This is a genomic window from Vibrio bathopelagicus (genome assembly GCF_014879975.1).
Taxonomy (GTDB): Bacteria; Pseudomonadota; Gammaproteobacteria; order Enterobacterales; family Vibrionaceae; genus Vibrio; species Vibrio bathopelagicus.
Window position 1 is genome coordinate 3,062,872 of record NZ_CP062500.1, and the last position, 13,419, is coordinate 3,076,290.

Consider the following 13,419-nt stretch of genomic DNA (forward strand, 5'->3'; position numbering starts at 1 on the left):
GGTTCTCCTTAGAAAAAACCGAAATAGATAGCAGCAAGTAAGCTGTAGCGAGCGGCTTTGCCAATCGCTATCAAAATAACGCTAGGGATAAATTTCATTCTCAGCCAACCCGCAGCCAGACACAAAGGATCACCAATGATGGGCAACCAACTGAATAACAGTGTCCAGTAACCATAACGGCTCAGCCAAGCCATAGCCTTATGACCATGCTTTTCAGATTGAGTTCGATTAGGCAACCACAAACCAATCCAATAGTTGGTCAGGCCGCCTAATGTATTGCCAAGTGTCGCCAGAAGAATGATCGATGATGTTGAGAACTGATCTAAGCTCAATGCCGCAACCAGACTTGCTTCTGAACCGCCGGGCAATAACGTGGCACTCAAGAAGCCACTAATGAAAAGTACCCACAGCGCCGAGTCAGAGAACCACAGCGCTATGTTTTCAAATAGAGAATTAAAAAACTCTAGCACTGCATATCAACCTTCTTGCATTTTAAGTAGTACCTTGCCTCTGGTATGCCCGGTTTCAACCTGTAGATGAGCTGACTGCGCTTCGTCTAACGGGTAGATACCTTGAATTTCTGTTTTGAGCAATCCGACACTGACCATGTACAGCATAGTGTCCATTTGCTCTGGGTTTGGCTCAACCAGCATCCCTGATGCAGTAAAGCCTAATAATGTTGCTTTTTCGCAGATCAATTCTGCAGATAAAGTGGGGACTGTCACGACTCTTGCGCCATCTTTCAGACACTTCAATGCATCGAGAGCGGTGTCGCCACCGACCAAATCAATCAGCACATCAACATCGGATACTCTTTCTGATGCTGGCGCAAACTTATAGTTAATCGCATGAGCGCCTAGCGTTGCTAAGTAATCAAGGTTCGCTTCACTACAAGTTGTATAAACCTCGGCTTTCGCTGCCACTGCGATTTGAACCGCTAGATGACCAACACCGCCTGCGCCCGCTAAGATGAGTACGCGATCGCCCTCTTTCACTTCAGCTTTGTTGAGTGCTTGTGCTGCCGTTTGGCTGGCTAGTGGTAACGCGGCTGCCGCTTCTAGAGTGACCGAATCAGGAACCATGCTTAATGCTGCTTCTGGAACAGAAGCATATTGGCTGTAACCACCGCCTTGCAATGGAAAACCAATAAAGCCGGCTACGTTATCACCAATAGTAAAACGCTCTGCCTGCTCGCCTAGCGCGACAATTTGCCCTGAAATATCGTAACCAGGTACCCAAGGAAGGTTATCTTTATTCTGTGCCGCGGCCCAACCAAGGCCAGCTCGGGTTTTGACATCAATAGGATTAATACCTGAAAAAGAAACTTTAACCACGACCTCCCCGGCTTTAGGCTCAGGAATAGCGCTGGTTTGAATACTTAGGTTTTCGACGCCGCCGAATTGAGTAATCGCAATCTGTTTGTTTTCCATTTCCACATTTCCTTGATTGATAAAAGCCCTAGTGAGCAAACACCCTAATTGATAAAAAGAAAGGGACGCGAAAGCATCCCTTTGACTATAAACCATTTAATAAGGCGAAGTTAACCGCTCATTCGTAAATTGACGACCAATTAACGTAACGATACATGACTCAGCAGTTCATTAGCCCACTAGCGCTAATAGAATGCCGGCGGCAACCGCACTACCAAGTACACCTGCCACGTTCGGGCCCATCGCATGCATCAACAAGAAGTTCTGAGGGTTTGCCTCAAGACCAACCTTGTTTACAACACGAGCCGCCATTGGAACCGCTGATACACCAGCAGCGCCAATCAATGGGTTGATATCTTCTTTAGAGAAGCGATTAAGTAGCTTAGCCATTAATACGCCACCCGCCGTACCGATACTGAACGCCACCGCACCTAAACCTAAAATACCCAGCGTCTCTAAGTTCAAGAACGTATCCGCTTGAAGCTTAGAACCAACACCAAGGCCTAGGAAAATAGTCACGACGTTAATCAGTTCGTTTTGAGCTGTTTTTGAAAGACGATCAACCACACCCGCTTCACGCATTAAATTACCCAAACAGAACATACCCACTAGAGGTGTTGCTGAAGGTAGGAACAGAATCGTCATCAGTAATACAGCAAGCGGGAAAAGGATCTTCTCGGCTTTACCAACGTGACGTAACTGCGCCATTTTAATCTTACGCTCTTCAGGAGTCGTTAACGCTTTCATGATTGGTGGCTGAATAATAGGAACCAACGCCATGTAGCTATAAGCCGCTACCGCAATGGCACCTAATAAATCAGGAGACAACTTACTTGCCAAGAAGATCGCAGTTGGGCCATCGGCACCACCAATGATCGCAATCGAAGAAGCATCGGCCATCGAGAATTCCATTCCTGGAACATAGTTCAGCAAGATCGCGCCAAATAGCGTTGCGAAGATACCAAACTGAGCCGCAGCTCCTAGCCATAACGTTTTAGGGTTAGCAATCAACGCACCGAAGTCCGTCATTGCACCAACACCCATAAAGATCAGCAGTGGGAAAATACCCGTTTCAATACCAATGTAGTAGACGTAATAAAGCAAACCACCTGGATCAGTAAACCCAGCATTTGGAATATTTGCTAATACGGCACCAAAACCAATCGGTAGTAGAAGTAACGGTTCAAATCCTTTACGAATTGCCAAAAACAACAGTAAGCAACCGACCAACATCATACAGATCTGGCCGAACTCAAAGTTAGCAATACCTGTTTCAGACCATAAGGTCATCAATCCTTCCATGGGACTCCCTTACGCTAAGCTTAGTAGTGGAGCGCCTACAGTAACTGCATCGCCTTCTTTAACATTCAACTCTTGAACGATACCACCACGAGCTGCACGAACTTCCGTTTCCATCTTCATCGCTTCCAAGATCAGTAGCACATCACCTTCAGCCACTTCAGCACCCGGCTGAACGATAACTTTGAAGATGTTGCCCGCTAACGGAGCTGGAACTGCTTCTGCATCAGAAGCCGCAGCAGGTGCTGCTTGAGCCGCTTGTGCTGGTTTCGCTGATGGAGATACCGATGTCAGTTCACCTTGAGGGCCAACTTCAACATCATAAACTTGACCATCAACCTTCACGCTGTAGCTTTCAATCCCGCCAGCAGCAGGTTGTGGTACAGCCGCAACAGGAGCTGCCGTTTCTGCAGTCGGTGCAGGTTCAAATGCTTCAGGATTACGACGGTTCTTAGGAACTTAAGACCGACTTGTGGGAAGAGTGCGTATGTAAGCACATCATCAACGGTATCTTCAGCGAGTGAAATGCCATCTGATTTCGCTTTTTCTAAAGATCCGTCGTTAACGTATCCATTTCAGACTTAAGTAAATCAGCAGGACGACACGTGATTGGTTCAGCACCATCTAGCACTTTTGCTTGTAGTTCTGCATCAACCTCAGCAGGAGCTTGGCCGTATTCGCCTTTCAGCAGACCCGCAGTCTCTTTCGTGATGCTCTTATAGCGCTCACCTGTTAAGACGTTGATAACCGCTTGAGTGCCGACGATTTGAGAAGTAGGTGTTACCAAAGGAATGTAACCCAACTCTTTACGTACGCGCGGGATTTCTTCAAGCACTTCGTCCATACGATCGGCTGCGCCTTGCTCTTTAAGCTGGCCTTCCATGTTGGTTAACATGCCGCCAGGAACTTGAGCAATCAAGATGCGAGAATCCACGCCCTTAAGCTGACCTTCCCATTTCGCGTACTTTTACGTACATCACGGAAGTAAGCCGCGATTGGTTCGATCTGATCAAGCTTAAGATTGGTGTCGCGCTCTGTGCCTTCTAACATAGCAACAACCGTTTCGGTTGGCGTATGGCCGTAAGTACAGCTCATAGAAGAGATTGCGGTGTCTAGAATATCAATGCCAGCTTCAACAGCTTTAACGGCTGTAGCGGTTGATAGACCCGTTGTCGCGTGGCTATGCAGCGCTAGAGGTACATCACAAGACGCTTTGATGCGAGTGATTAGCTCTTCCGCTTCATAAGGCTTTAATAAACCTGACATATCTTTGATACATAGTGAATGACAACCTAAGTCTTCCAAGCGCTTAGCGAGATCAACCCACGTATCTGAGTTGTGTACTGGGCTGGTTGTGTAAGACAACGTACCTTGAGCGTGGCCGCCAACATCAATCGTTGCTTTCACTGCCGTTTCAAAGTTACGAACATCATTCATCGCATCAAAAATACGGAATACGTCCATGCCGTTCTTATGGGCACGTTCAACAAACTTTTCAACTACGTCATCCGCGTAGTGGCGGTAACCTAATAAATTTTGACCACGCAGTAGCATCTGCATTGGTGTGTTTGGCATCGCTTTTTTCAGCTCACGCAAACGCTCCCACGGATCTTCTCCAAGAAAACGGATACACGAATCAAACGTCGCGCCACCCCAAGTCTCTAAAGACCAGTAACCGACTTTATCCAGTTCTGCCGCAATAGGCAGCATATCTTCGATACGCATACGTGTAGCAAATAGTGACTGGTGCGCGTCACGAAGTACCACATCAGTGATAGCTAGTGGTTTAGACATGCTCATAAACTCCTTTTAATCCTTTAAATGCTACTTAGCAGTAGACGCACGGTATTGGTGAACCGCGGCCGAAATTGCTGCCACTACCTGTGGACTAACAGCAGAAGGGTTTGATTGTGATTTTTAATTTTTTAGGTGCTGCGATCGGTTCAGGTACTTCTTCTGGTACCAGTTTTGACATCAACCGAACGAGGTAAACTAGAATAGTTAGGAAAATAAAGACAACGGACATTCCCGTTATCATTAGAGTTGCTGCATCTCCTAGCAGGCTTCCAATATTAGTCATGTTGCTTCCTTTCTTCGTCATCCTGACATAGGTGCAGGATTTCAGCGAATAGTGATCCCGACCCATGGATTATCTCGATTGGTAAAAGTTTGTCAATTTTGTTTAAGGTTCTGTTACGGATAACGCACACATAAGGTTAATTATTCGCCTATCAGATCACATAAATCTGTCAAATGAGTCATTTTTAGATATTTAAACTGTGACTTAAACGGGGCTTTTAGGAGAAATGATATGAGAAAGGTGGAATAACAAAGAAGCAATCAAGAATTACTTTAAATACAACAAGTTAAAAATTCTTAAATTTAACATTATTGCAACAACATTACAGCAGACATAAAAAAGCCTCGTAAAAACGAGGCTTTCTCTAATAATGTGGTGCGCCCTGGAGGATTCGAACCTCCGACCGCCTGGTTCGTAGCCAGGTACTCTATCCAGCTGAGCTAAGGGCGCAACGGTTTCGACATTGAGCATAAAGTTAAAACTAAACATTCAACATCAGGATTAATGAAAACCCTAAATAGTGGTGCGCCCTGGAGGATTCGAACCTCCGACCGCCTGGTTCGTAGCCAGGTACTCTATCCAGCTGAGCTAAGGGCGCAACGGTTTCGATATTGAGCATCAAGTTAAAACTAAACATTCAACATCAGGATTAATGAAAACCCTAAATAGTGGTGCGCCCTGGAGGATTCGAACCTCCGACCGCCTGGTTCGTAGCCAGGTACTCTATCCAGCTGAGCTAAGGGCGCAACGGTTTCGATATTGAGCATCAAGTTAAAACTAAACATTCAACATCAGGATTAATGAAAACCCTAAATAGTGGTGCGCCCTGGAGGATTCGAACCTCCGACCGCCTGGTTCGTAGCCAGGTACTCTATCCAGCTGAGCTAAGGGCGCAACGGTTTCGATATTGAGTATAAAGTTAAAACTAAACATTCAACATCAGGATTAATAAAAACCTAAATAGTGGTGCGCCCTGGAGGATTCGAACCTCCGACCGCCTGGTTCGTAGCCAGGTACTCTATCCAGCTGAGCTAAGGGCGCAACGGTTTCGATATTGAGCATCAAGTTAAAACTAAACATTCAACATCAGGATTAATAAAAACCCTAAATAGTGGTGCGCCCTGGAGGATTCGAACCTCCGACCGCCTGGTTCGTAGCCAGGTACTCTATCCAGCTGAGCTAAGGGCGCAACGGTTTCGATATTGAGTATAAAGTTAAAACTAAACATTCAACATCAGGATTAATAAAAACCTAAATAGTGGTGCGCCCTGGAGGATTCGAACCTCCGACCGCCTGGTTCGTAGCCAGGTACTCTATCCAGCTGAGCTAAGGGCGCACGGTATCTTCAAGTGAAGAAGTTGTGAAATATATCACATTCTTGTTTCTACGAAACAAAAAAAAGGCCATAGGCCTGTAATGAATGGCGGTGAGGGAGGGATTCGAACCCTCGATGCGGCTACAAACCACATACTCCCTTAGCAGGGGAGCGCCTTCGGCCACTCGGCCACCTCACCTAATTCATTATTCTTATCCATTACTTTTTAACAAAGTAATCTAAAGAATGGTGCGCCCTGGAGGATTCGAACCTCCGACCGCCTGGTTCGTAGCCAGGTACTCTATCCAGCTGAGCTAAGGGCGCACATTGTTACTTCTGTGTTTGCTTGCAAATTCAAACGTGCAAGAAATGGCGGTGAGGGAGGGATTCGAACCCTCGATGCGGCTACAAACCACATACTCCCTTAGCAGGGGAGCGCCTTCGGCCTCTCGGCCACCTCACCGTCTTGCGGAGGCACATATTACGTTTTACCGAAAATATGTCAAACACTTTATTGAAAAAAACCGGACAAAAACATTCAACCGTTTGCAATTTAATCAAAGCGCTTGCAAATTGAACTTATAACATCCAATTAGCGCTTTTTCCCTTAAAAATTAAGGTGAAAGATTGGCAATAATTAACAGCGGAAAACAATTATCTAATTTATCTCGCAGTGAGTGTAACTGCTGTTTGCACCATACTACGGGATGCTCTATTTCACCATAGGGTAAGTCGGTAAAACTTGAACTATGGCAAACAAATATCACAATGCCTCAATAAGAGTTAACTCAAGCGGTGTGGCTTTTCTATATCAAGCATTCAGCCCGGCATCTTGAACTAAGCCAATTATTGAACTAACTAATCACTAAGTTGTGATTATGCTCCCCCAAGATCAAAAAAGGCTAGCAACAATGCTAGCCCCTCTTCTACGCAAAAGTATTAGTAGTTGCCAGATGCAACGTTACCATTACCTTTTTCAGCTTGAATGCGCATGTAGATCTCTTCACGGTGAACAGATACTTCTTTAGGTGCGTTAACACCAATACGTACTTGGTTACCTTTAACGCCTAGTACAGTAACTGTTACTTCATCACCAATCATCAGTGTTTCGCCAACACGGCGAGTCAAAATTAGCATTCTTTGCTCCTTGAGTAATCTCTAAATTTATCTAGCTACGAGAGCATTATCCAACAAAAGTTATATTTTCGTAAACTATCGATTGAGTTTATTTAACCAAAATGCACTTCTTTTTTAAGATAACCCTGTGTTTCACGCGCTACGATGTATGCATTGTGTAATATGTTAGCAGCCATATCGACTTGCGTTGGTGATATCACCAAAGTTAAAGACTGCTGCTGCAATAAGTGATGTTGTACATCAATTTCGCCTTCAGACAACAATCCATGTGAACTGACCACAATTTCTTGTGTTCGGCTTCCTACCACAGTTAACAAACTAACATATTCACTATTACGGATTTTTTCAGCAAAAACTAGTTTTAATTTAGCACTTATGTCCGGTTTGATAATGAGCGCTGCCCGTTCTGTTTCCTCGATCACACTACAGACTTCGATCCCTAACAACTGGCAATGCGACATGAGAGACGGTAAATCTTGATTCAAACACTCGATGCGAACCATATCTCTTTGAATGGCTATCCCAGCAATATCATTCAAACAGTCATTACCCGCGATAAGAGTTCCCTCGCCTTCTTCAAAGCTCGAAAGCACTCTCAATGGTACATTGTGTCGCCACGCATGCTGAACACACGGAAGGTGCAAAACCTTAGCGCCTCTGCGAGCCATTTCTTCCATAGAGGGAAAGTCTAAGGTATCTAGTTTCTTAGATTGCTTAACCACTCTAGGGTCGCAGGAATATACACCATCAACATCGGTATAAATCTGACACTCTTTCGCTTGAAGCGCGCCCGCCAACGCAACGGCCGTGGTGTCTGAACCACCTCGCCCTAAGGTTGTGATATCACCTTTCGCATTAACGCCTTGAAAACCTGCAACAATGACAATCTGGTCATCATCTAACAGCGCTTTAATAGGAGCGGTATCAATACGCTCAATCGTCGCATTATTATGATTAGAATCGGTGTGTATCTTGGCTTGATAGCCAGTCATCGATGTCGCTTCATAACCCAACTTGTGCAACGTCATCGCTAACAAAGCCATGGAAACTTGTTCTCCAGCCGTTAACAGCACATCCAACTCTCTAGCGTTTGGTACGCTATCAACTTGTGAAGCTAAATCAACTAACCGATTTGTTTCACCTGACATAGCAGAAACGACAACCAGGATCTGGTTCCCTTCATTTTTCGCTTCAATGATTTTCTCTGCTACATGATGAATTCGTTCTATTGAACCCACCGACGTTCCACCAAATTTCTGCACGATAAGAGGCATTTTCACCCTTCCTCACCTTCCCAAGACCAATGTCTATATATGACAAAAAAACACATACTCCGCGTCATGGCGAAGCAATAAAAAATTAACCAAGGAGTCTAACGTTACCATTAGACTTCTTGGTTAATCTCAATCAAACCTTTTTCAGACGTTCTTCCATTAGGCAAAATAAAAGATGCCCAATCAGTTGATTGGGCATCTTTGTATCAATTACTTAAGCTTAAAGACGCTCTTCTAGCCAAATACGTACTGATTTAAGCGCTTCAGGTAGTGCTTCAACGTCTGTACCACCCGCTTGAGCCATATCTGGACGACCGCCGCCTTTACCGCCAACTTGCTCAGCAACCATCTTAACGAGGTCACCCGCTTTTACTTTGCCGATAAGGTCTTTGGTTACGCCAGCAATTAAGCCAACTTTACCGTCTGCTACGTTCGCAATCAGGATGATGCCGCTACCCACTTGGTTTTTAGCATTATCAACCATAGTACGTAGGTTCTTGTTGTCTGCGCCTTCAATTGCCGCAACCAGAACTTTAGTACCAGAGATATCTTCCACTTTACCCATGATGTTTGCGCCTTCAGCTGCAGCCATCTTTTCTTTAAGTAGTTGGATTTCTTTCTCTAGCGATTTCGCTTTCTTAGCCGATTCAGCCAATTTCTCTTCGTAAGCGTTATTCTGAGCATCAACTGCATCTAGAGCAGCTTCACCAGTTACCGCTTCAATACGACGAATACCAGCAGCAATACCACCTTCAGAAGTGATCTTGAATAAACCGATATCACCGGTGTTGCTCGCGTGGATACCACCACAAAGCTCCGTAGAGAAATCGCCCATCGACAGAACACGAACTTCATCATCGTACTTCTCGCCAAACAGTGCCATCGCACCTTTTTCTTTCGCTGACTCGATGTCCATGATGTTCGTTTCAATCACATGGTTCTTACGAACTTGTGCGTTAACTAGACGCTCTACTTCTTTAATCTGTGCTGGTGTTACCGCTTCAAGGTTCGAGAAGTCAAAACGTAGGTTGTCTGGCTTAACTAAAGAACCTTTCTGAGCAACGTGCTCACCCAGTACTTCGCGCAATGCAGAGTGAAGTAAGTGAGTTGCAGAGTGATTCAGTGAGATAGCAGCACGACGCTCAGCATCAACGCGCGCTTCTACTTTATCGCCTTGAGCAAATACGCCTTCAACTAGCTCGCCGTGGTGTGCAAATGCATTACCTAGCTTCTGAGTATCTTGTACTTTGAACAGACCCGACGCTGTGCTTAGCGTACCAGCGTCACCACATTGACCGCCTGACTCTGCGTAGAATGGTGTCTCTTCAAGGATGATGATTGCTTTGTCGCCAGCAGATAGTGAAGAGACTTCTTCACCGTCAACGAATAACGCAGAAATCTCACCAGCACCTTCAGTACCTGTGTAACCACAGAACTCAGTGTTCGTGTCAACTTTGATCGTTGCGTTGTAATCAGTACCGAACTGACCCGCTTCACGTGCACGCTTACGCTGTGCTTCCATCGCCTTCTCAAAGCCTTCTTCATCGATGGTAAAATCGCGTTCACGAGCTACATCGTTAGTAAGGTCAGCTGGGAAGCCGTATGTGTCGTAAAGTTTGAATACTGTTTCACCGTCAAGCTCTTTGCCTTCAAGTGCGTCTAATGCGTCGTTAAGGATAACCATGCCGCGCTCTAGCGTGCGACCAAAGTTCTCTTCTTCGATGCGAAGTACTTTTTCAACAAGCTCTTGTTGCTTCTTAAGCTCTTCAGCTGCAGAGCCCATCACTTCAGCCAGTACTCCCACAAGTTTGTGGAAGAACACGCCTTGTGCACCAATCTTGTTACCGTGACGAACTGCACGACGAATAATACGACGTAGAACGTAGCCACGACCTTCGTTTGAAGGCATTACGCCATCAGCGATTAGGAATGAACAAGAACGGATGTGGTCAGCAATAACGCGCAGCGATTGGTTAGATAAGTCGTCGTGACCCACCACTTCTGCTGTCGCTTTGATTAGCTTTTGGAATACATCAATTTCGTAGTTAGAGTGAACGCCCTGCATGATTGCAGAGATACGCTCAATACCCATACCAGTATCGACAGCTGGCTTAGGTAGCGGTTCCATAGTGCCGTCAGCGTGACGGTTGAACTGCATGAATACGTTGTTCCAGATCTCGATGAAACGGTCACCATCTTCTTCAGGTGTACCAGGACGACCGCCCCAAATGTGCTCACCGTGATCGTAGAAAATTTCAGTACATGGACCACAAGGGCCTGTGTCACCCATTGTCCAGAAGTTATCAGATTCAAACTTCTTGCCGCCTTCTTTGTCGCCGATACGAACAATCTTGTCAGCAGGAATGCCTACTTTCTTGTTCCAGATATCGAATGCTTCGTCATCTGTCTCGTAAACCGTTACTAACAGGCGCTCTTTTGGCAGACCTAGTGTTTCAGTCAGGAATTCCCAAGCAAACCCAATCGCTTCTTCTTTGAAGTAATCGCCAAAGCTGAAGTTACCTAGCATTTCGAAGAATGTGTGGTGACGAGCCGTGAAACCTACGTTTTCAAGGTCATTGTGTTTACCACCCGCACGTACACAACGCTGAGCCGTAGTTGCTCGAGTGTAGGCACGTTTTTCGGCGCCTAAGAAGCAATCTTTGAATTGGTTCATACCTGCATTAGTAAATAGCAGGGTTGGATCGTTATGTGGAACTAACGATGAACTGTCTACGATTTGGTGTTCTTTGCTCTCAAAGAACTTAAGGAACGCGTTGCGAACCTCGTCAGTGCTCATGTACATGCAGCTCTTCCTGAAAATAGTCGAGTTAGAATTTTGCCGTATTGTAGATCATGGTTAAGGCTTCGACTAGTTTTCTTGTAGAAAAGACACCCTTGGGCAGGATTTTAGTTGGAATTCGATAAAATGAAGAATATTCCACTAGCTCAGGTAGGGGACAAACAAAAGAAATTGGCAAGCTACCTCAAACAACCAAGATCATCTAACTAGGCTCAGCAAGGATAGATATAGGCACTTCAATAAAAAAGCCCCGCATAACATATGCGAGGCTTCCTATTCTTTCAAAACGAATGTTTCTTTAAAACACCCGCTCTATAAAACGTTAGCTTATAGCTCTTCGTTTTCTTCTTCTTTCTCTGCGCCTTTCTCTTCAAGAACAGCAGGAGTCAGTAGCAATTCACGAAGCTTAGTGTCAAGTTCCAGAGCAATCTCTGGGTTTTCACGTAGGTGCTTACAAGAGTTCGATTTACCTTGGCCGATCTTGTCGCCTTTGTAGCTGTACCAAGCGCCCGCTTTCTCTACCAGCTTATTCTTAACACCTAAATCGATAAGCTCACCTTCGCGGTTAAAGCCTTTACCGTAAAGAATTTGAGTTTCAGCTTGCTTAAATGGCGCTGCAATCTTGTTCTTAACAACCTTGATACGAGTCTCGTTACCAACAACTTCATCACCATCTTTGATTGCACCTGTACGGCGAATATCAAGACGAACAGATGCGTAGAACTTAAGTGCGTTACCACCTGTGGTTGTTTCTGGGTTACCAAACATTACACCAATTTTCATACGAATTTGGTTAATGAAGATAGCCATACAGTTAGACTGCTTAAGGTTACCTGTTAGCTTACGCATTGCTTGAGAAAGCATACGCGCTTGAAGACCCATGTGGCTATCGCCCATTTCGCCTTCGATCTCAGCTTTAGGTGTTAGTGCAGCAACCGAGTCAATAACAAGAACATCGATAGCACCTGAACGAGCCAGTGCATCACAGATTTCTAGAGCTTGTTCACCCGTATCTGGTTGAGACACAAGCAAAGCGTCGATATCAACACCCAACTTTTGAGCGTAAATAGGGTCAAGTGCGTGTTCCGCATCAACGAATGCACACGTTTTGCCCACTTTCTGCGCTGCAGCAATAAGCTCAAGCGTTAGCGTTGTTTTACCTGATGATTCTGGACCGTAAACTTCAACGATACGCCCCATCGGTAGGCCACCAGCACCTAGTGCGATATCTAGAGATAGAGAACCTGTAGAAATAGTTTCTACGTCCATTGTACGGTTATCACCAAGACGCATGATAGAACCTTTACCAAATTGCTTTTCAATCTGACCAAGGGCTGCGGCTAACGCTTTTTGTTTATTCTCGTCCATTTCTATCTCCACATAATCGGTTGTCTCAACAAGCGACTTAGAATCTATTTCTAACCCACAAAGGGGTGACTAATTGGTTTTCATTATACTGTTGATTCATACAGTGTCTATACCTGTATGAAAATAATTTGTACAAATGTTACCTGTCTTCCATTGATAGGTAATCATAAATAACTTGCAGGGCATGGTGCGTGGCTTGTTGGCGTACTTGTGACCTATCGCCTGTAAATACATGCGTTCCTACTTTGTTCCATCCATTTGCAGCCTTCCAAGCAAAACACACGGTCCCTACCGGCTTATCTTCCGTGCCACCGCCAGGGCCAGCAATGCCGCTGATCGATACAGAAATAGTGCCGTTTGAATGTTGCAGTGCCCCGTGAGCCATTTCTATAACCACCGGCTCACTCACGGCACCAAATTCAACTAAGGTTTCAAGCTGAACACCGATCATCTCTTGTTTCGCTTCATTACTGTAGGTCACGAAAGCACGGTCAAACCAAGCTGAGCTTCCAGCAATATCCGTTACCGCGCTAGCAACACCACCGCCAGTGCAAGATTCAGCCGTCACTAATACATGTTTATGTTTCGCAAGTAAGTGTCCGAGTTTTTCACTAAGAGCTTGAGTCGTCTGCATCTTTGGCTTCCCTTATCTAGATGTATATCATTTGGATTTGCATCTTTTCGCATGTGTCGCTTTTCGCACGAAACGCTTTCAC

General features: G+C 45.2%; 8 protein-coding genes, 10 tRNA genes and 2 pseudogenes. All 20 read right to left on the bottom strand.

The window, feature by feature from the left end:
• Positions 1-8: 8 nt before the first annotated feature.
• The 20 genes and pseudogenes from IHV80_RS13470 to pncC all read right to left on the bottom strand — a co-directional run bounded on the left by IHV80_RS13470 (position 9) and on the right by pncC (position 13,337).
• Positions 9-470, bottom strand: a complete 462-nt coding sequence (locus IHV80_RS13470; protein ID WP_004735497.1) for a YqaA family protein — start codon at positions 468-470, stop codon at positions 9-11.
• Positions 471-476: 6 nt separating this feature from the next.
• Entirely contained in the window at positions 477-1,430 is a 954-nt protein-coding gene (locus IHV80_RS13475; protein WP_192889381.1) for an NADP-dependent oxidoreductase, read from the bottom strand.
• 171 nt (positions 1,431-1,601) lie between these two features.
• Entirely contained in the window at positions 1,602-2,732 is a 1,131-nt protein-coding gene (locus IHV80_RS13480) for a sodium ion-translocating decarboxylase subunit beta (protein ID WP_004735495.1), read from the bottom strand.
• Between the two features lie 9 nt (positions 2,733-2,741).
• Positions 2,742-4,523, bottom strand: a pseudogene (oadA, locus tag IHV80_RS13485) (sodium-extruding oxaloacetate decarboxylase subunit alpha).
• A gap of 30 nt (positions 4,524-4,553) precedes the next feature.
• Positions 4,554-4,809 (bottom strand): annotated as a pseudogene (locus tag IHV80_RS13490) (oxaloacetate decarboxylase subunit gamma).
• A gap of 373 nt (positions 4,810-5,182) precedes the next feature.
• Positions 5,183-5,259, bottom strand: a tRNA-Arg gene (locus tag IHV80_RS13495).
• A gap of 71 nt (positions 5,260-5,330) precedes the next feature.
• Positions 5,331-5,407: transfer RNA gene (locus IHV80_RS13500), tRNA-Arg, on the bottom strand.
• 71 nt (positions 5,408-5,478) lie between these two features.
• Positions 5,479-5,555, bottom strand: a tRNA-Arg gene (locus tag IHV80_RS13505).
• 71 nt (positions 5,556-5,626) lie between these two features.
• Positions 5,627-5,703, bottom strand: a tRNA-Arg gene (locus IHV80_RS13510).
• Positions 5,704-5,773: 70 nt separating this feature from the next.
• Positions 5,774-5,850 (bottom strand) — tRNA-Arg (locus IHV80_RS13515).
• Positions 5,851-5,921: 71 nt separating this feature from the next.
• A tRNA-Arg gene (locus IHV80_RS13520) sits at positions 5,922-5,998 on the bottom strand.
• 70 nt (positions 5,999-6,068) lie between these two features.
• Positions 6,069-6,145 (bottom strand) — tRNA-Arg (locus IHV80_RS13525).
• An 85-nt stretch (positions 6,146-6,230) separates the two neighbouring features.
• Positions 6,231-6,323, bottom strand: a tRNA-Ser gene (locus IHV80_RS13530).
• 48 nt (positions 6,324-6,371) lie between these two features.
• A tRNA-Arg gene (locus IHV80_RS13535) sits at positions 6,372-6,448 on the bottom strand.
• Positions 6,449-6,494: 46 nt separating this feature from the next.
• A tRNA-Ser gene (locus IHV80_RS13540) sits at positions 6,495-6,587 on the bottom strand.
• A gap of 476 nt (positions 6,588-7,063) precedes the next feature.
• Positions 7,064-7,261: a carbon storage regulator CsrA gene (gene csrA, locus IHV80_RS13545; RefSeq protein WP_004415691.1), complete on the bottom strand. Its 198-nt coding sequence runs from the start codon at positions 7,259-7,261 to the stop codon at positions 7,064-7,066.
• Positions 7,262-7,353: 92 nt separating this feature from the next.
• Positions 7,354-8,535, bottom strand: coding sequence for an aspartate kinase (locus IHV80_RS13550; protein WP_192890774.1), 1,182 nt, complete (start codon positions 8,533-8,535; stop codon positions 7,354-7,356).
• A gap of 220 nt (positions 8,536-8,755) precedes the next feature.
• Positions 8,756-11,338 (bottom strand): alanine--tRNA ligase, encoded by a 2,583-nt coding sequence (alaS, locus tag IHV80_RS13555; RefSeq protein ID WP_192889382.1) that lies wholly within the window; start codon positions 11,336-11,338, stop codon positions 8,756-8,758.
• 324 nt (positions 11,339-11,662) lie between these two features.
• A complete protein-coding gene (gene recA / locus IHV80_RS13560; protein ID WP_029223240.1) occupies positions 11,663-12,703 on the bottom strand; it encodes a recombinase RecA in 1,041 nt (346 codons plus the stop codon).
• A gap of 139 nt (positions 12,704-12,842) precedes the next feature.
• Complete coding sequence (gene pncC / locus IHV80_RS13565) at positions 12,843-13,337, bottom strand: nicotinamide-nucleotide amidase (protein ID WP_192889383.1); 495 nt, start codon at positions 13,335-13,337, stop codon at positions 12,843-12,845.
• Positions 13,338-13,419: the final 82 nt, after the last annotated feature.

Coding starts and splice junctions, on each gene's coding strand:
- alaS (WP_192889382.1), bottom strand. CDS start 11,338: ATGTACATGAGCACTGACGAGGTTCGCAACGCGTTCCTTAAGTTCTTT.
- recA (WP_029223240.1), bottom strand. CDS start 12,703: ATGGACGAGAATAAACAAAAAGCGTTAGCCGCAGCCCTTGGTCAGATT.
- csrA (WP_004415691.1), bottom strand. CDS start 7,261: ATGCTAATTTTGACTCGCCGTGTTGGCGAAACACTGATGATTGGTGAT.
- IHV80_RS13550 (WP_192890774.1), bottom strand. CDS start 8,535: ATGCCTCTTATCGTGCAGAAATTTGGTGGAACGTCGGTGGGTTCAATA.
- pncC (WP_192889383.1), bottom strand. CDS start 13,337: ATGCAGACGACTCAAGCTCTTAGTGAAAAACTCGGACACTTACTTGCG.
- IHV80_RS13475 (WP_192889381.1), bottom strand. CDS start 1,430: ATGGAAAACAAACAGATTGCGATTACTCAATTCGGCGGCGTCGAAAAC.
- IHV80_RS13480 (WP_004735495.1), bottom strand. CDS start 2,732: ATGGAAGGATTGATGACCTTATGGTCTGAAACAGGTATTGCTAACTTT.